Below are 19,054 nucleotides of genomic sequence, written 5' to 3' on the forward strand. Positions count from 1 at the left end.
ATAAACTTTATGAATCAAATTATTATAAAAAATATCGGTCCGATTACAGATGTTAACATTCAATTGAATAAAGTTAATGTTTTTATGGGACCGCAAAGTAGTGGAAAAAGTACTATAGCTAAGATAATTAGTTTTTGTCAATGGGTCGAAAAAAGATATCTTCTTGATGGTAGTTTTGATTACGATTTTGAAGATCAGTTTATTATTTTTCATCGTGTAAGTGATACTTATTTTTCAAAAACATCTTATTTCGAATACAACAGTGAATATATTTCAATTAAACATGTAGGTAAAACATACAAACTTGAAATTTCTGAGCAGAAGAACTCATATAATTTTAAAAAATCAAGAAATATTTATATTCCAGCTGAAAGGAATTTCGTTTCGGCAATACCTAATCTTAGACGATATAATGAATCTAATGATAACATTATGAGTTTTCTTTATGATTGGTTTGAAGTAAAGAAAAAATATACCCGAAAAAAATCATTACCCATTTTAAAATTTCCAGTATCGTATTTTTACTCCGAAGATAATGACCGTGATATTCTTAAATTAAATAATATAAAAAAAGAACTTCAATTAAAAGATTCTTCAAGTGGTTTGCAAAGTTTAGTTCCGCTGTTCATGCTTGTAGAATATCTTACAAATGATTTTTTCAAAGAAAACAAGTCTTCTTCTGTAAATGAAAAAGAAGAAATAGCTAACACATTTATTAAAAATTTTGGCTATATAATTGATAATCTAAAAAGACTAGATGATTTAAAAGAAGCATTAAAAACAACTAATACATTTGATTTAAGCAAAAGTGAAGCAGATAAAGTGATTACACTTATATCTAACAAAAAAGATTATCATTTTATAAATTTCATATTAGAAGAACCTGAACAAAATTTATTCCCAGAAACACAAAAAGACTTAATTTATTATCTTTTCGAAAAAATTCAAAATAAAAAACATCCACATAATTTAACTATTACCACTCATAGTCCATTTATATTATATGCAATAAACAACTGTTTAATGGGACATGTTATAAAAAGAAAAATGCCTAAAGAAGAGCGAGCAGAAATGCAAAGTTTAAAAGCTTGGTTAGACCCAAAACTTGTTTCTATTTGGCAAGTTAATGACGGGGAATTAACTAATGTTATAGATGAAAGAACTGGGACAGTTACGAAGCATTATTTTAATCAAATAATGAATGAAGTAATGAACGAGTATTATGATATGTTAAATTATTTTCAGTATGATAGCAAAATTAAGAGCCAATCTACCTAATCATATAATTACATCTCTTAACTCTCCTGAATATTTTATTGTTGACTACAAGCAAATAAATGGAGGAAGTGTGATGATTTTATCATCTAATCCGATTGTTCCACATATTTATATTGAAAACTCTGACAGTGTAGCAATACATTTTGATGGATTTTTAGACAATGCATTAGAGATTTCACCGGGAACTTGTTCTAGACAATGCGAATGTATTGTTTTCCCTCAAACATGTAATGAAGATGATTGGATTTTGTGTGCTGAGACTAAATATGTACATAATATCGAAAACGCATTTAGAGAAAGTAATGATTATCCTAACTCTATGATTGACCAAATTATCGATACGGTTAATTATTTTCGTGCTAAAAATATAATTGAAAACAATCGTCGAGTAACCGCAATCGTTTCTTTTCCCACACTTATAGAAGATTTCAGTGCCTCTTTCTTTACAGGAACACCAAGTATAGAAGACATTCTTATTAATAATAATATTAGAATTAGAGCTACTAATTCTGCACAAATCATTAGCCCAAAAAGAATACGAATATAAAGCCTACGCTTAAAACCCCCGATACCGTAAATCTAAAATCCACACTTTCCCCAAAACCCTCCAAAAACCAACTTTCCAGCATTTCCAAGCCTTTCCAGCCGGATAACGAGCTTCGGACTCCCGCAAACGAGCTTCGGACTCACACCCAAATGCTTCGGACTTACGCCCCCAAGCTTCGGACAATCATTTCTTTAGTTCGGACACTCAAAACCACTTAACGGACAACTTCCGATGAATTTCGGACAAACACTAACCTGCTTCGGAGCCTGAAAAATGGGCTACTGAGCGGTAATTGTCTGATTTTTAGCATTTATTTAACTTTTTTGTAGTATTTGTTGGCATCTTTCTTGGTTGCCCCTAAAACATTATTAATCAATAAGCCCATTTTTTATGAAAAAGCAGGAAGTAATTCGATTGTATAATTTTTCGGATGCCACATTGGTCACGAAAGGTTTAGAAAAAGCAGCTTATATGCTGAGAGACAAAACAGAGTTTGAATCCTTCGGGATTACCATACCGCTCATTGAAGCACTACAAGAAAAGCTGACTACCTTTGCCACCAGAATCACCGACATTGAAGCCCTAGGCGATCAAACACAAGTAACCCTTAACAAAGACGCAAAAGCCGAAGAAATCCGAACCGCCATTAGAGCTGTAATGGCTAGAGCAGAATTAAAGTTGGGTATCGGTAGTCCAAAGTACAAAAAGTTTGGAACGGAAGAATTATCCAAACAAACCGATGCTGAGCTAAGCATCACCGCCAAAAGAGTAGTACGAGTAGCAACAGAGTACTTAGACGAACTGTCTGATACCGGGCTCACTACATCACAGTTGGACAATATAACTGATCTTGATAATGAATTTACGACTCTTTTGGTTGATTTAAAAATAGAAATCGCTGTCCGCGATATTGAACAAGAAGACCGTGTAGAAGCCGGTAATGCCGTTTACGATACCTTAGTAAAGTATGCAGCCATAGGCCGAAACATTTGGGAAACCAATGATGTCGCCAAGTTTAATGATTATGTGTTATACAACACCATCAGCGGAGAAGAGGAAGAAACCACTCCGGCCGCTTAAAGGAACAAACCCATTAGTTCATTTTAAAACCCCTTTCCCACTGAGAGGGGTTTTTCTTTTATTACTCGCTTAATTTAATTGTAATCTTTTTATAAATTAGCTATTAAAGAAATCAACTATATTAAAAAATCCCTGTTGACAATGGAAAACCACAGAATATTCAAAACGACCTTTGCCAGTGTCTATCCGCATTATATTAACAAAGTAGAGAAAAAAGGCCGTACCAAAACTGAATTGGACACGATTATTTGTTGGCTAACCGGTTATACTCAAGAAGCTCTTAAGCATCAAATTGACAACAAAAAAGACTTTGAAACCTTTTTCGCTGAAGCACCACAACTAAACGAGCATGTTTCAAAAATTACCGGGGTCATTTGTGGTTATCGCGTGGAAGATATCGAAAACCCGCTCATGCAAAAGATTCGTTATTTAGACAAACTGGTTGATGAATTGGCGAAAGGAAAAACATTGGAAAAGATTTTAAGAAGTTAGATATAGTATAAAAAGAAACCCCTTTCATTCGAAGTATCGAGAGAAAGGGGTTTTTAATATCAATCAAATGGGTTTATAACTTAAAAATAAACGATTCACTTGGTTTCACTTTTAGTTTCATGGTTCCTACGCCATTAGCCACATTCAAGACTGCACTGCTTCCATACAGTTGGTCTTTTACTGTATAACTTCCGTCGAGTAAGTTCCATTTTGAGATAACGTCTTTTGGCAGTTTTAAGTCGAATTCACTTGTAGTTACCCAAGAGAAATTGGCTACCACAATTAATTTTTCATGATTAGTAAAACGTACATAAGAATACAATCCCGGATCGTAGTTTGCAGTTTCCTTGCGGTTAACCTCCTGAATAGACTGGAATTTCCCCACCATGGCTTCGCTGTTTAAAGTGAAGTTCAACAAACGGGAATAAAAATCACGCAACTCTTTTTCTTTAGGAGTCAATTGTCCGCCATCAAACTTACCGCCGTTCATCCAACGTTGGTGGCTGGGAACACCTACATAATCAAAGATGGAAGTACGGGAACGTGTACCAAAACCACCTTTTTCATGGCCGGCCTCGCCTACTTCTTGTCCGAAATAAACCATCGTTGGCGATGAACTAATCGTGGCTGAAACTACCATTAGGGGTTTCCCTTTTTCCGGTGTTCCGGCAAATTCAGGACTGGCTAATCTTTGCTCATCATGATTGTCTAAGAAATGCAACATGTGATGCTCAATATCACCCATGCTTTCTTGTATTTCGGTAAGCGGATCAGGTAAAGCATTGCCTTGGATCACTGCTTTTAAATGGTCGTAAGTTTCTACTTTGTCGTAGAGATAATCCATTTTACCCAACTTAATATAATTTCTATATTCCTTCGGATTGTATACTTCTGCCAACAAAAAGGCATTTGGATTTTTCATTTTGATAGCGGAGTTCATATAGCTCCAAAATTCAACCGGAACCATTTCGGCCATATCATAACGGAAACCATCAACACCTTTGGCTATCCAATATAACGCGATATCACGGAATTTCTTCCACGAACTCGGCACGTCTTTTCCTTGCCAAAATTCATAATGCGCTTTGTAATCTTTGGTTTCAAATCCGGCAGGTAACAATGGGAAATCTTTTGAACCATCCGGTCTGATGCCATAATTTACTTTTACGGTTTCATACCAATCGTTGATATCCGGTTTGGCCAAACGCGAACCATTACCGGTCCATTTCGCCGGAAACTCCTGAAATCTTCCATCATTTAAAGGATTCGCTTCACCATTTAAAGGTTTGTAATCCTTAGAGGTTGGCACCTCAAAACGCGTATTTGGGATATAATAAAAATTATTATCACGAGCATATTCTACTGACGTGTTATCATCAGCTCCAAAATCTTTAACCCCTTTCGGATTGGTCAATCCGGTATAATTACGAGCAATGTGATTCGGAACTATATCAATGATGACTTTTAATTTATTCTTGTGTGTGCGCGAAATCAGGGCTTCAAACTCTTCCAATCTTTTAGCGGGATCAACCGCTAAATCAGGATTTACGTTATAATAATCTTTTACAGCATAAGGCGAACCGGCACGTCCTTTTACCACATCGGGATCATCATTAGAAATCCCGTATTTGGTATAATCTCTAATCACGTCATGGTGTGGCACACCGGTGTACCAAATATAAGTTACGCCCAATTTCTTAATTTCCTGTAATGCTTTATCGGTGAAGTCATTGAACTTTCCGACGCCGTTTTCTTCTATCGTTCCCCATGGTTTGTTGGTGGTGTTTTTATTCCCGAATAATCGAGTGAAAACTTGGTAAACAACGGTTTTCTTGGGTTGTTCACCAACCTCAACTTTCTTCATCATAGGTACTTGTGTATTGTTTTGGGCAAAAGCCATACTTCCGGTACAACCTATTGCAATCAGTATTAATAGTTTTGTTTTCATATCATTTTTTCTCGTCCGTTATAGCGACAAGTAGTAGACACAAATATAAATAAATCGTCGAATTTTGATAAGTATTACACCATTTCTTTTAGAATATTTAACTGCAAAAACAAATACCCATTTTGCGATAATAACCCAAACTTGGTAAATAATAAACGAAAACCGAGCTATAGGAGTTCACTTATTTTATAGCTAAAACTTCCTCTATATTTGCTTAAGAAATTTAATTACAGTCATTTTGAAAACAATTTTAAAATTAACGATACTCTTCAACTGCATTATTTACAGCTCGATAAGTCATTCACAAAATACTACTATCGATAGTCTGAAAAAAGTGATCCGCATCACTAAAATTGACACTTCGAAAGTGAACATATACAACCAATTGTCATTTGAATTCAAAGAAAGTAATCTTGATTCCGCTTTTTTTTACGCTCAAAAAGCAGTGAATTTATCCGAAAAAATAAAATACAACAATGGTTTGGCCAATGGCTACATTAATCAAGGGAATACTAATATTATTTTGGGGAATTATAAAGAAGCCCGAAACGCTTTTGAAAAAGCCAAAAACACTTTTGAAAAATTACTTAAAGACGATGAGAAAAACAAAAGCATCAAGAATGGTTTAGCCAGAAGTTACGCGAGTTTAGGTGTTATTTTTTCCCAAGAAAGCAATTACTATGCTGCGCTGGAAAATTATCAAAAAGCACTGCATATTTACCAAGAAATTGACCAAAAAAACAGCGTTTCTAAAGCATACAATAATATTGGCGTAGTTTACAAATCCCAAGGCAATAAGATAAAAGCATTAGAATATTTTGAAAAAGCCTTAAAAATTCAGAAAGAAATTGGGGAACCAACTGTACCGGTTACACTGACCAATATTGGCGTGATTCATTTTGAACAAAACAACTTGACCAAAGCTATTTCCTATTACAATCAAGCTGAAAAAATATTCAAGTATTCCGATAATCTTCGCGGATATGCCTTGTTAAACAATTATTTAGGTGATTATTACAAAAAGCAAAACAATTTAGCCAAAGCGATTGTCTATTACAATCAAGCGTTGACCATGTATGAATCGTTGCAAAATAAATTTGGCGCATCGTTGGCTTTATACAACTTAGGTCAATTATATTATGAGCAAAACCAATATGATGAATCAATGAACTTTGCCACAAAATCATTGGCTTATGCTAAAGAAATAGGCGTTTTAGACCAAATATTTCATTCAGAAAAACTAGTTAGTGAATTGTATGACAAAATGAACAATCCGGCGGAATCATTGGCGCATTACAAAAATTATATTGTGGCTCGTGACAGCATTACCAATTTGGAAAACAATAAAAAGTTTGTTCAAGCAGAAATGGATTTCGAGTATAAAAAACGGGAAGCGCTTTTGGCAGAAGAAAGCAAAAGACAAACACAGTTTCTAATTTTTTCAGCTCTTGGCATCGTCTTTTTAATTGGATTTATCTTCTTAATCTACAATCGTGGTCAAGTTAAAAAACGATTGACATTACAAAAAGAAGTCGCTGAGTACGAACAAAAAGCACTGCATTTGCAAATGAATCCGCATTTTGTATTCAACTGTTTAGGCTCAATATCAAGTTTTATTGTGCAAAACGGAACTGATTCTGCTTTGAAATATTTATCGAAATTTTCTAAACTAATGCGATTAACATTAGAATATTCAAAAGGTTCACTAATTCCAATTGACAAAGAAATTGAGAGTTTACAGAATTATTTAGAACTTGAGCAACTTCGCTTTCACAATAAGTTTGATTTCGACATTCGTTCTAGTGAAAAAGTAGAATTTAACATGGGATTGCCACCGTTATTAATTCAACCTTTTGTTGAAAATGCTATCTTGCACGGTTTGGTTCCAAAGGAAAATAAAGGAAAAATTGAAGTCGTTTTTGATGTCGAAAATGGTCAACTAATTTGTACGATTACTGATGACGGCATTGGCATTTCTAAATCGAAACAGATGAAAGAAAACTCCATGCAAGCCCACAAATCGATGGCATTGGAGATTACCAAAAAACGCTTGGAAATTATGGAAGCTACCATTTTAAAATCGGCTCAAATAGACATTCGAGAAATAGAAAAAAACAACGAAATCACAGGAACTAAAGTCACTTTGCGATTACCGGTTCAGTATATACAATAGTAAAAAGTCATAAAGATTAAATCCTTTTGACATTAAAACAAAAATATGATTACAGCAGTATTAATAGACGATGACAAGCATTTACGCACCGGTTTAAAAGCGCTTTTAGAGCGGTACACTAATGAAATTCATATTATAAGCGAAGCCGAAAGTGTAAAAACCGGAGTAGCACTTTTGGAGAAAATACAACCGCAAGTTATCTTCCTAGATATTCACTTATCTGACGGAACCGGATTTGACATTTTGGAACAATTGGCTAAAACCAAAGGCAAAACCAACGCGCATATTGTATTTATAACCGCTCATGAGCAATATGCGGTGAAAGCATTCAAATTTAGTGCTTTGGATTTTTTACTAAAACCGGTCGATCCGGAAGAATTGCAAAATACTATTGCCAAAATTAAAGAAGCCGTTGGCAAAAGTAACTCGTTTGAACATATCGATTTGCTGTTGGAAAACATTCGTAAGAAAGTGGATAATTTTAAGCGAATTGCCCTTTCTACAAGCGATGGCATTCATTTATTTGAAGTTTCAGATATTATTCGATGTGAAGCCAAAGCCAATTATACTGAGTTTTTTATCAAAAATCATAAGCCAGTCTTGATTTCAAAAACACTCAAAGAATACGAAGAATTATTAACAGAACACGGATTTGAACGCATACATCAATCGCATTTAATAAATCTTTCCTATCTGAAATCCTATATCAAATCGGATGGCGGTTATGTGATTATGGCTGATAATACTAAAATAAGCATTGCGCAAAGCAAAAAAGAACGATTACAAGAATTAATTAAGGCACTTTAAAACTTAGAAAACATGACAATATTATATAAATTAATAACGATGAAAAAACTAGTCCTACTACTACTGCTCTTTACCGGAATAATGGTAAATGCACAAATTGTAAACATTCCGGATGCCAATTTTAAAACAACATTATTATCCGCAAGTCCAACCGTTCAGATAGCGCAAGACTTTAACGATCAATGGATAAAAATTGACGCCAACAATGATGGTGAAATTCAAGAAAGCGAAGCAGAAGCTGTAAAAGTTTTAGCTATTTCCGAATTGCTTATATTCAACGTTACCGGACTTAACAGCTTTAGTAATGTTGAGGATTTAAGACTCTCTACAAGTTTGATATCATCATTAGATGTAAGTGCTTTAAGCAATCTTAGGATAATGACATGCTCCAACATGCCTATTCTGAACACTATAACAGCGAACAATTTAACGGATTTAACTGATTTATCTTGTTATAATTTAAACAACCTCAACAACTTAAATATTAGTAACCTGAACAGCTTAACAAAACTAAACTGTCTTAGCACTTCTATTGACACTTTAAATCTTAGTGGATTGACCAATCTTACAGAAATCCTTTTTTTAGGGAATACAACTACTTCTATAAATCTTACAGGACTTACCAATCTAACTAAACTAAACTGCTCATACAACCAGCTTACAACCTTAAATGTTAATGGACTTACCAATCTTACCGATTTAAACTGTTCAGGTAATCAACTGACTAACTTGAATGGATTAACTGATCTTGTAAAATTAAATTGTAGCTATAATAAACTTACCGTTTTAAATGTAAACGGCATAGCAAGTTTAAGCGAATTGGATTGTTCTGGAAACGAGCTGACCAGCTTAACTGTTAACGGACTGACCAACCTTACAAAACTTTTTTGCAACAATACTAAAATAACCAATTTAAATATTAATGGGTTAACCAACTTAGTAACGTTAGAGACTAGTTATAATAACGAGCTTACAAGTGTAACTTTAGCCAACCTGACTAATCTACAGGAATTTAAAGTTATTGGTAATGTAGCCAGCAATTCAGAAACCTTAAGCCAACTAACTAGTTTGAACATTAATGGTTTACCAAATCTATCCAAATTAAATTGTAGCTATGGAAAGCTAACAACCTTAAATTTAAGTGGTCTTAATAATTTAACTGAATTGGATTGCTCTAGTAATCTAATCACTAGCTTAAATTTAACTAACCTGCCAAACATCCTAAAAGTAAACTGTTCCAGAAATTATATCTCCAATTTAGATGCTTCCAATTTGCCAAGTTTAGTAGAATTAACATGTGCTGGTGTCTATATAATAGGTGGTCAATATAGTGGTCAGTTGACCAATCTTAATGTAGTTGGTTTGGCTAATTTGAAAAAATTATCTTGTAGCGGAAATTTATTAACCAATCTTGATTTAACCGGATTAACTAGCTTAGAAGAATTGTACTGCGATGGTCTAAACAATATAGGACAACTTACTTCCCTAAATGTAAACAATTTAGCCAATCTAAGAATACTAAGTTGTATCAATCAACAACTTACCAACCTAAATGTGAGCAATTTGGTTAATCTAACGAATTTAAATTGTTCGTACAATGCCATTAGTAGTTTAGACTTAACAGGTTTGATTAACCTTGAAGTATTGGAATATGCTTACAATCAATTAGCCAACTTAAACTTAATTAATTTGCCTAATCTTAGAACTTTAAATTGTTCTTATAATCAATTACAAACTCTGAATGTGCTTAATTTAACCTCACTTGAAGATTTAATTTGTTCAAATAACCAATTAACTACTCTAAATTTAAGCGGCTTAACCAATCTAATAACTTTAAATTTTTCAAACAACAACCTCACCCTTACAAATGTTAGTGGCTTATCAACCAATCTTAAAACTCTAATTTGTATATCAAACAATTTAACGAATTTAGATGTGAGTAATCTACCAAATCTTGAAACTTTAAACTGTTATGCTAATGAACTTACCAGTTTAGAGGTAAGTAGTTTGACCAGTTTGAAATATTTAGATTTCGCTCAAAACCAAATCACAGCTATAGAAGTTAGTAACTTATCCTTACTTGAAACCTTAAATTGTGCCCGTAATCAACTGACCGATTTAAATATAAACGGTCTTAACAATCTAGTGACATTATATTGTGGTGAAAATCAATTGACAAGTTTAGATTTAACTAACCATCAAAATCTAAAATTTCTAGATTATTCTAATAATACAATCCCTGATTTGGATGTGAATTTTTTAACCAACCTAAATTCATTGGGATGTGCCGAAACTCAAAGTACAGTTTTGAATGTAAGCAATTTAACTAATCTTCAATCTTTATATTGTGACAACAATCAACTGACTACACTGGATATTAACAATTCACCTTATCTAAATGTATTAAGATGTAACGACAATCTGTTAACTACTTTATTTTTAAAAAATGGAAAAGCTGAACAAAGCTTAAATTTTAGTAATAACCCAAATTTGGAATATATCTGCGCCGATGATTCACAAATTCAAAGCATTCAAACAACGCTTAATGGTTTAGGAATGAATGCAACAGTTTCGAACTCTTACTGTACTTTCTCGCCAGGTGGAAATCACAACACTATAACAGGAATCGCCATTTTTGACGACAACAATGATGGTTGCGATGTAACCGATGTTGTAAATCCATTTGTTAGACTTAATGTAAGTGATGGAAATGAAAATGGTGCTACTGTTACTAATATTAATGGTACGTATAACTTTTACACCGGTGCCGGAAATTATACAATAGCACCAAATACAGAAAACCCAACTTGGTTCACTTTTTCGCCAAACTCAGCTGAATTTGAGTTTTTAAATGATAACAACAACATTTCAACCCAAAACTTTTGTATCACTGCTGTTGGTTTACACAAGGATATCGAAGTTGTTTTCACACAGTTAGAACCTGCAAGACCGGGCTTTGATGCAAAATACAAAGTAGTCTATAAAAATAAAGGAAATCAAATGTTATCTGGAACTGTTAATTTGCAATTTGATGATACTAAAACCGATTTTGTTTCTGCTTCGCCAGCTGTTGATGTAACTGCAACTAACTCACTTTCATGGAACTTTACCAATCTGATGCCTTTTGAAAATAGAAGTATTGAATTGATGCTTAACATCAACTCACCTATGGAAACACCAGCGGTTAACAATGGAGACATCTTAAATTTCACTGCTTCCATAACACCAGTTGTTGATGATGAGCTTCCATCAGACAATCAATTTGTATTCAACCAAATTGTCTTGGGATCTTTTGACCCTAACGATATTATTTGTCTTGAAGGCGATACGGTTTCACCAACAGAAATTGGCAACTACCTACATTATGTTGTGAATTTTGAAAACACAGGAACCTTTTATGCCGAAAATGTAGTAGTTCGACTTGAAGTAGACAGTAATAAATACGACATGAATTCATTACAATTACTGAACAGTTCTAATCCTTCTTCAACCAGAATTACTGGTAATATAGTTGAGTTTGTAATGCAAAACATCAACCTTGCAGCAGCCACTGGAACGCCTCCTGTTGGCGGACACGGAGATGTATTGTTCAAAATAAAAACCAAAGACAACTTAGTTACAAATGATACCGTTTTACAAAGAGCAGGCATTTATTTCGACTATAATTTCCCAGTGATAACAAACAATGCAGAAACCACTTTTGCGGAACTAAGCAACCCTATTTTTGAACCAGATAATAGCGTTAAAATCTATCCAAATCCAACAAACGCTATCATCAACATCAATTGTAGCACAACAATTAAATCTATTGAATTATATGACATTCAAGGTCGATTATTGGAAACGCGTTTAGAGAATTCTAATACTGTGGTATTTGACATTAGCCCAAAACAAAATGGCGTTTATTTCTTGAAAATAACTTCTGAAAATGGTAGTAAAGTTGAAAAAATAATGAAAGAGTAAAAGGAAAAAGTTGATAAGTTGATAAAGCGCAAATCTGAAAATGGTTTGTGCTTTTTCTATTTAAAAAACGGTCAAAATCAACTTTGATAAATAATTCTTAATTACCACTATCATTGGCGCTAATTTCATAAATTTGCTCACTCGAGACCTTTGGGCCGAACTGTATGTACCCGAGCGAAGCGAACGGAACGAAGTTAAATAAAAATTCAACCTATTGAAAAAGTTACTTTTTTGCCTCGGATTATGTTTGTTGGTGGCAAATGTTGCTTCTGCACAAAAAAAAACAACACCTATAAACATCGAGTACTCCGAATTTGCCGATAGAAATCAAGCCGAAATACCTGATGCATTGCTGTTACGCGGCAATGTCAGAATTAGCCATGATGGTGTGATTTTTACTTGCAATAAAGCCTATTTTTTTGAAAAAGAAAACTACCTGAAAGCTTTTGGCGATGTCCAAATGGTGCAAGGCGATACGCTTTTTCTTAACAGTAAATATGCCGAATACAATGGCCAAGTCAAACAAGCATTTGCGACTGGTAATGTAGTGATGCGTTCCCCGGAATCGACGTTGGTCACCGATACGATTAACTTTGACCGAAACAGTCAGGAAGCTTTCTACAATTCACACGCAACGATTAACAACAAAGACAACACTTTGAAAAGCAAATCGGGTCGTTATTATGCCAATGAAAAGAAGTTTAAATTCTTAACTGCGGTTACGATTACCAATCCGAAATACACCATCAAGTCGAATCATTTGGATTATTACACCAACTCGGGTCACTCCTATTTATTTGGTCCGTCGACCATTACCAGTAAAGAAAATTACATTTATACCGAAAAAGGATTTTATGATACCAAAAAGAATTTGGCCTATTTCAAACGAAAATCCTATATCAAATACAAAGACAGGCGCATTGAAGGCGACAGTTTGTATTATGACCGAAACCGAGAATATGCTTCGGCTACCAACAATGTAAAAATCACAGATTCTATTAATAAAGGTTTAATCAAAGGGCATTATGCCGAAATCTATCGCGATTTAAAAACGCAGAAAGATTCGATGATGATTACCAAAAAAGCGGTCGCAATTACTTTGGTAGAAAAAGATTCTATGTATGTTCATGGCAAAAAAATGATCATTACCGGAAAACCGGGCGAACGCATCGTAAGGGCTTTTAACAATGTGCGTTTCTATAAAACGGATATGAGTGGTAAATGTGATTCTATCCATTCCGATCAAAAAACCGGTTTGACCAAACTAATCAAAAATCCGATTCTTTGGAACTATGAAAACCAAATGACCGGTGATATTATGCATCTTATTGGCAACAACCAAACCGAAAAATTAGACTCACTCAAAGTACTCAACAATGCTTTCATCATCTCGAAAGATACACTCAGTACTGGTTATAATCAGGTCAAGGGACAAAATCTCTATGGAAAATTTGCAGACAATAAACTCCGGGAAGTGGACATCATCAAAAACACCGAAGTCATTTACTATATGCGAAATGACCAGCAAGAATTGATTGGCATCAACAAAAGCGTTAGCAGCAAAATCAATATGATTTTGGACAAAAACACTATAGAGACTATAACCAATTTCAACCAAGTAGAAGGCGAAATTTTTCCGGAAGCAGAACTACCGGAAAATGCACGGAAATTGCGAGGATTTATTTGGCGTGGCGATGAACGAATAAAAACAAAAGACGAGATTTTTCCTCAAGAAGAACTCGATTTGGATGCCAAGATTCAAGCGGAAAGTAAGGTTGAAAAGGCCGAAGTAGACAAACCTTTGGAACCCAGTAAAGAAACTTTAGACTACGACAAGAACAACCCGAAGCCAAAGGCTGAAAGGAACGAAGCTAATCCAAAACCAGTCGTAAAATAATGATTACTCAAATTTGTCCAAAATGCCATCAAGATGCTTTTACTTGGTACGTTAGCGAGGTATTACCCAACATAACAGTTTGGAGTTGTAATAATTGTCCATTGCAAATATTTGAAGAAGACCATGACGAAGAAATTTGTGAAAATTGTGATGAAAAAACCAAAACACTTTTAAGAAGCCAAGAAGAACAATTTAATTGGTGTTCCAATTGTAACACCGTCACGAATTACCAACTAAACGAATAAATCAACACCAGTTGAAACAAGATTTCCTAAAATACCAAGCGCAAACTTCACCGTATCCTTTGGGTATGGAAGTGTCGCATGCCATTGGCTCTTATATATACGACACCAATAATAAAAAATACTTAGACTTTGTAGCCGGAGTTTCCGCTTGCAGTTTGGGCCACCAACATCCGAGAGTCAATCAAGCGATTATTGACCAATTGAATAAATACTCCCATGTGATGGTTTATGGCGAATATGCCCAACATCCGGCGGTGGCTTATTGCAAATTGTTAGTCGAAAATTTACCGCCAAGTTTAAACAAAGTATATTTAGTCAATTCAGGAACCGAAGCTTGTGAAGGTGCTTTAAAGCTCGTTCGCAGAGTTACCGGCAGAAGTCAGTTGATTTCGTGTCACAATGCGTATCACGGAAACACTATGGGTTCGATGAGCGTTATGGGATTTGAAGAACGAAAACAAATCTTCCGACCTTTGATACCCGACGTAGATTTCATTACCTTTAATAATGAAGCTGATTTAGAAAAAATCACCACCAAAACTGCCGGAATTATTCTGGAAAGCATTCAAGGTGGTGCCGGTTTTATCGAACCTAAAAATGATTTCTTAGCCAAAGTCAAAAAACGTTGCGAAGAAGTTGGAGCCTTAATGATTGTTGACGAAATCCAACCGGGTTTTGGCCGCACCGGAAAACTGTTCGGTTTTGAAAACTACAATGTCGTTCCCGACGTAGTTATCATAGGCAAAGGAATGGCCGGCGGAATGCCTGTTGGCGGATTTATAGCCAACTCTAACCACATGGACTTATTAAGTCATGATCCAAAATTGGGACACATCACCACTTTTGGCGGACATCCTGTCATAGCGGCAGCTTGCTTGGCTACTTTGGAAGAAATATTGGAAAAAGATTACGCCAAACAATCTTTAGCCAAAGAAAAGATTTTCCGCCAACTTTTGGTACATCCTTTGATAGAGGAAGTTAGAGGTCGAGGGCTAATGCTGGCGGCAATGACTAAAGATCCGGAAATTACCAATAAAGTGATTTTGAAATGTCAAGATAAAGGGTTGATTTTATTCTGGCTCTTATTTGAAGGTTGCGCCATCCGAATTACTCCTCCATTAACCCTCTCAGAAGACGAAATAAGAGAAGGTTGCGCCATCATCATCGAAGCGATGAATGAAGTGGCAGCAGAAATTAAAAACTAAACATTTAGTTTTCAATTCGATAAGAAATTTCAAGTGAACAAATTGTTAATTAAATTGTTTACAACAATACATCGCTTTCGCAAAAAACGAACAGCGTTTCCCTAATTTTATTAAGGATAATTTTAAAACCTACTAGTATGCACCTAGACCACGACGAAGAAGATTACAACTTATCCCTAGCGAAATTTGAGTCGATGTTGAAAACCAACAAAGTCTTGTTTTTCGATTCAGAGGAGTTCGAGGAAATTATACTGCATTATCTCGACATGGGGAAAGCCTCTTTAGCCAAGAAAGCTTTAAAATTAGGATTGGAACAACACCCAAAATCTACCGGATTAAAATTAGTTCAAGTAGAAATGTTGGTGTATGACGACAAATTGGATCAGGCAGAAAAGTTATTAAACGAATTGTACGCCATTGAACCAACCAACGAAGAAATTTTTATTCAAAAAGCCAACATATATTCTAAAAGAGACAATCACGAACAAGCCGTTGAGTTCTTGCAAACAGCACTTCTTTATACTGAAGATTACGCTGATGTATACAACTTAATCGGAATGGAATATCTTTTTATGGATAACCTTGAATTGGCGAAAGAAAACTTTATCAAATGTTTGGAAGAAGATTTCGAAGACCAATCGGCACTTTATAATGTAGTGTATTGCTTCGAGTTTTTGGACCAAAACTTGGATGCGATTGAATACCTAAAAACTTACATCGATAGAAATCCATATAGCGAAATCGCTTGGCATCAATCAGGTCGTTTGTATTATGGCGTAAAAGATTATGAAAATGCGGTTCGTTCTTTCGAATTTGCTACTTATATCGATGATGAATTTCTTGGTGCTTATTTGGAAAAAGGGAAATCATTGGAACGTTTAAAAAGATATGAAGATGCCATTGAAAGCTACAATCGTACTATCGAATTAGACGACCCGACTTCTTATGCGTTATTGCGCATCGGGAAATGTTATGAAAAATTAGGCAACAAAGTTGAAGCTTTAAAATACTTTAACAAAACCGTACACGAAGATCCGCTTTTAGACAAAGGTTGGATTGCGATTACCGATTTTTATGTACGCCAAAAAAACTTCCAAAAAGCCTTATTCTATGTAAATAAAGCCTTGGCGATTGATGACCAAAATCGTTTGTATTGGAAGCGTTATGCGACCATCAACAAAGCGATGAGTATGTTTGAAGAAGCCGAATTTGGTTATAGAAAAGCGGTCGAACACGGCGATTACCAATTAGACACGTGGCTATTTTGGGTAGATATGATGCAAAATATGGGCGAATTCAACAATGCGATTCTGACCTTAATCCAAGCTGCAGAATATTTTCCGGAAGAATGCGAAATCGAATACCGTTTGGCCGGTTTGCATTTGTCTTTGCATGAAGAAGAAAAAGGAAACTTCCACTTGAACAATGGTTTGCGTTTGAATTCTAAACACAATACCATTTTGGAAGAATTGTTTCCAATGGTTTGGGAAAGACAATCGGTGCAAGACTACATATCGAAACACAAAAAATCGGAATAAATGTCGCGAAGACAATATGGCCTAATCGGGAAAAACATTTCCTATTCGTTTTCCAAAAAGTACTTTACCGAAAAGTTTGCTTTGGGCAAACTTGTAGATTGTTCTTATGAAAATTTCGACCTTCAATCTATTGAAGAATTCCCTAAACTAATAGCCAACAATCCTGATTTAAAAGGCTTAAACATTACTATTCCGTATAAAGAAGTTGTCATTCCGTATTTGGATAAATTATCTAAAACTGCGGCTCAAATTGGCGCTGTGAATGTTATTCGTTTCACCAAAAAAGGCAAGCTTAAAGGCTACAATTCCGATTATTACGGCTTTATGAAATCTTTGGAACCACTACTCCAACCACATCATAAAAAAGCTTTGATTTTAGGAACCGGAGGCGCAGCCAAAGCTGTAGCATTTGCACTCGACCAACTCGGAATTCTATACACTTTTGTTTCTCGTTCAGCCAAAGAAGGCATGATTGATTATGATAGAATCAACGCGACAACTTTCGATAATTATCATATCATCATCAATTGCACACCTTTAGGAACAAGTCTCGATATTAAAGCCTTCCCACCTATTCCGTATAAATTTTTCACCGAAAAATACATCGCTTTCGACCTAATTTATAATCCTGCAACAACCCAGTTTTTAAAAAACGCAAAGAAGAAAGGCGCTGTAACTAAAAACGGTTATGAAATGTTAGAGTTACAAGCAGAAAAAGCTTGGAAAATCTGGAATAAATAAATTGTTATGAATATCAAATTAATCGCCATTGGTAAAACTGATAACAAAGCATTGCAAACGCTCATTGACGATTATACCAAACGTTTGTCTTTTTACATCAAGTTTGATTTGGAAATGATTCCCGACATCAAAAACGTCAAAAACCTTTCGGAAGCGCAACAAAAAGAAAAAGAAGGTGAATTGATTTTGTCCAAACTCACACCAACCGACCAATTAATTTTATTGGACGAAAATGGTTCTACATTTTCAAGTGTTTGTTTTTCCGATTATTTACAGAAAAAAATGAATTCTGGCGTAAAAACTTTAGTATTTGTCATTGGCGGACCTTATGGCTTTAGCACCGAAATTTATAAAAAAGCACAAGGCAAAGTGTCGCTTTCCGAGATGACTTTTTCGCATCAGATGGTTCGATTATTCTTTATCGAGCAGTTGTATCGTGGGTTCACGATTTTACGAAATGAACCTTACCACCATCAATAATAGTTTTCAGTTTAGTAGATGTATTCTTTGTTACTACTAACTGAAACGCCGAGTTGGGTAATCTTGAGATTTTTGATAAAGAGTTTGTATTCGATATATTTTCCGAAAGACATACCTTTATCGAAGGAGAAATATATCCTGGAAGGATTGGGTAACTTATTAATAAATTCCTGTAATTGATTTTTAGAGAAAACCAGTTCGTTATAATGCACCAAATCATTTCGGTCTAAGTGGAAATACATTACCTCAAAATCGGGTTTTTCGAGTTTATAGGTTATTTGGGTGAATGGCATAAAAGCAAGATTCTTTTTAACCGTATCCGTATAAGTAAAGTAGTTTTCGGAAGTTTCCTTTTTATGAGAGCTTCCTTCTTTTTTAGCCTGTAGCTTTATCACTTCCAAAATCACCTTGCGCAAAGGCAATCGCTTGTCTACATTGAATAACCAATTCGTAGAACTGATGGAATTGTTTCGATTCACATCAACTATGGTATCATTTTCTTGCAACTTGAAAAAGAAATAAATCGGAGAATGATCTTTTACTTCTGCCACAATTGTTTCTTTAGCCACCGGTAATAAAACTTCTTTATCTTGGCAGGAAAACAGCAATAAACCCAAACCTAAAACGATTATTTTTTTCATATTTGCTCTCAAAATCTAC

General features: G+C 34.8%; 15 protein-coding genes. 13 read left to right on the forward strand and 2 right to left on the reverse strand.

All coding sequences use genetic code 11. The features are described 5' to 3' along the window. Positions 1–9: 9 nt before the first annotated feature. From C8C84_RS15820 to C8C84_RS15835, 4 genes are all read left to right on the forward strand, one after another. Positions 10–1,278: an AAA family ATPase gene (locus tag C8C84_RS15820; RefSeq protein ID WP_158592586.1), complete on the forward strand. Its 1,269-nt coding sequence runs from the start codon at positions 10–12 to the stop codon at positions 1,276–1,278. Beyond that, positions 1,247–1,825 carry a hypothetical protein gene (locus tag C8C84_RS15825; RefSeq protein WP_121314573.1) on the forward strand — a complete coding sequence of 193 codons (579 nt, stop codon included), beginning with the start codon at positions 1,247–1,249 and terminating at the stop codon, positions 1,823–1,825. The genes C8C84_RS15820 and C8C84_RS15825 overlap by 32 nt, the downstream gene beginning before the upstream one ends. A 390-nt stretch (positions 1,826–2,215) precedes the next feature. Then, on the forward strand, positions 2,216–2,905 hold the full coding sequence (locus tag C8C84_RS15830; RefSeq protein WP_121314574.1) for a hypothetical protein: 690 nt from the start codon (positions 2,216–2,218) through the stop codon (positions 2,903–2,905). 141 nt (positions 2,906–3,046) lie between these two features. Then, a complete protein-coding gene (locus tag C8C84_RS15835) occupies positions 3,047–3,397 on the forward strand; it encodes a DUF2200 domain-containing protein (RefSeq protein WP_121314576.1) in 351 nt (116 codons plus the stop codon). A 73-nt stretch (positions 3,398–3,470) separates the two neighbouring features. Here the strand turns inward: C8C84_RS15835 and C8C84_RS15840 are convergent, their stop codons facing one another. Beyond that, entirely contained in the window at positions 3,471–5,345 is a 1,875-nt protein-coding gene (locus C8C84_RS15840) for an alpha-amylase family protein (RefSeq protein WP_121314578.1), read from the reverse strand. A gap of 238 nt (positions 5,346–5,583) precedes the next feature. On the opposite strand from C8C84_RS15840, the gene C8C84_RS15845 reads away from it, so the two are divergent. The 9 genes from C8C84_RS15845 (at position 5,584) to rlmH (ending at position 18,394) form a co-directional block, all read left to right on the forward strand. Beyond that, the gene (locus C8C84_RS15845; RefSeq protein WP_121314579.1) at positions 5,584–7,518 is read left to right on the forward strand and encodes a tetratricopeptide repeat protein; all 1,935 of its coding nucleotides are present in this window, start codon (positions 5,584–5,586) and stop codon (positions 7,516–7,518) included. A gap of 45 nt (positions 7,519–7,563) precedes the next feature. Further along, positions 7,564–8,325 (forward strand): LytTR family DNA-binding domain-containing protein, encoded by a 762-nt coding sequence (locus C8C84_RS15850; RefSeq protein ID WP_121314581.1) that lies wholly within the window; start codon positions 7,564–7,566, stop codon positions 8,323–8,325. A gap of 39 nt (positions 8,326–8,364) precedes the next feature. Then, on the forward strand, positions 8,365–12,288 hold the full coding sequence (locus C8C84_RS15855; RefSeq protein WP_158592587.1) for a T9SS type A sorting domain-containing protein: 3,924 nt from the start codon (positions 8,365–8,367) through the stop codon (positions 12,286–12,288). Between the two features lie 214 nt (positions 12,289–12,502). Next, the gene (locus tag C8C84_RS15860; RefSeq protein WP_121314584.1) at positions 12,503–14,185 is read left to right on the forward strand and encodes an OstA-like protein; all 1,683 of its coding nucleotides are present in this window, start codon (positions 12,503–12,505) and stop codon (positions 14,183–14,185) included. Then, the gene (locus tag C8C84_RS15865) at positions 14,185–14,430 is read left to right on the forward strand and encodes a hypothetical protein (RefSeq protein WP_121314586.1); all 246 of its coding nucleotides are present in this window, start codon (positions 14,185–14,187) and stop codon (positions 14,428–14,430) included. The genes C8C84_RS15860 and C8C84_RS15865 overlap by 1 nt, the downstream gene beginning before the upstream one ends. Before the next feature lie 11 nt (positions 14,431–14,441). Continuing rightward, positions 14,442–15,635, forward strand: coding sequence for an aspartate aminotransferase family protein (locus C8C84_RS15870; RefSeq protein WP_121314588.1), 1,194 nt, complete (start codon positions 14,442–14,444; stop codon positions 15,633–15,635). Between the two features lie 137 nt (positions 15,636–15,772). Continuing rightward, the gene (locus C8C84_RS15875) at positions 15,773–17,173 is read left to right on the forward strand and encodes a lipopolysaccharide assembly protein LapB (protein WP_121314589.1); all 1,401 of its coding nucleotides are present in this window, start codon (positions 15,773–15,775) and stop codon (positions 17,171–17,173) included. Next, positions 17,174–17,914: a shikimate dehydrogenase gene (locus tag C8C84_RS15880; protein WP_121314591.1), complete on the forward strand. Its 741-nt coding sequence runs from the start codon at positions 17,174–17,176 to the stop codon at positions 17,912–17,914. It begins immediately after the preceding gene. Between the two features lie 6 nt (positions 17,915–17,920). Further along, positions 17,921–18,394 (forward strand): 23S rRNA (pseudouridine(1915)-N(3))-methyltransferase RlmH, encoded by a 474-nt coding sequence (gene rlmH / locus C8C84_RS15885; RefSeq protein ID WP_121314592.1) that lies wholly within the window; start codon positions 17,921–17,923, stop codon positions 18,392–18,394. A gap of 11 nt (positions 18,395–18,405) precedes the next feature. Here rlmH and C8C84_RS15890 read toward each other — a convergent pair whose 3' ends face one another. Further along, positions 18,406–19,035 (reverse strand): hypothetical protein, encoded by a 630-nt coding sequence (locus C8C84_RS15890; RefSeq protein ID WP_121314594.1) that lies wholly within the window; start codon positions 19,033–19,035, stop codon positions 18,406–18,408. Positions 19,036–19,054: the final 19 nt, after the last annotated feature.

Origin of the sequence: Flavobacterium sp. 102 (assembly GCF_003634615.1) — a bacterium.
In the GTDB taxonomy this organism is placed as follows: Bacteria; Bacteroidota; Bacteroidia; order Flavobacteriales; family Flavobacteriaceae; genus Flavobacterium.

Bases quoted from the DNA above. Each gene is read 5' to 3' on its own strand.
- C8C84_RS15820 (WP_158592586.1), top strand. From the start codon at position 10: ATGAATCAAATTATTATAAAAAATATCGGTCCGATTACAGATGTTAAC.
- C8C84_RS15825 (WP_121314573.1), top strand. From the start codon at position 1,247: ATGATAGCAAAATTAAGAGCCAATCTACCTAATCATATAATTACATCT.
- C8C84_RS15830 (WP_121314574.1), top strand. From the start codon at position 2,216: ATGAAAAAGCAGGAAGTAATTCGATTGTATAATTTTTCGGATGCCACA.
- C8C84_RS15835 (WP_121314576.1), top strand. From the start codon at position 3,047: ATGGAAAACCACAGAATATTCAAAACGACCTTTGCCAGTGTCTATCCG.
- C8C84_RS15840 (WP_121314578.1), bottom strand. From the start codon at position 5,345: ATGAAAACAAAACTATTAATACTGATTGCAATAGGTTGTACCGGAAGT.
- C8C84_RS15850 (WP_121314581.1), top strand. From the start codon at position 7,564: ATGATTACAGCAGTATTAATAGACGATGACAAGCATTTACGCACCGGT.
- C8C84_RS15855 (WP_158592587.1), top strand. From the start codon at position 8,365: ATGAAAAAACTAGTCCTACTACTACTGCTCTTTACCGGAATAATGGTA.
- C8C84_RS15865 (WP_121314586.1), top strand. From the start codon at position 14,185: ATGATTACTCAAATTTGTCCAAAATGCCATCAAGATGCTTTTACTTGG.
- C8C84_RS15875 (WP_121314589.1), top strand. From the start codon at position 15,773: ATGCACCTAGACCACGACGAAGAAGATTACAACTTATCCCTAGCGAAA.
- C8C84_RS15880 (WP_121314591.1), top strand. From the start codon at position 17,174: ATGTCGCGAAGACAATATGGCCTAATCGGGAAAAACATTTCCTATTCG.
- rlmH (WP_121314592.1), top strand. From the start codon at position 17,921: ATGAATATCAAATTAATCGCCATTGGTAAAACTGATAACAAAGCATTG.
- C8C84_RS15890 (WP_121314594.1), bottom strand. From the start codon at position 19,035: ATGAAAAAAATAATCGTTTTAGGTTTGGGTTTATTGCTGTTTTCCTGC.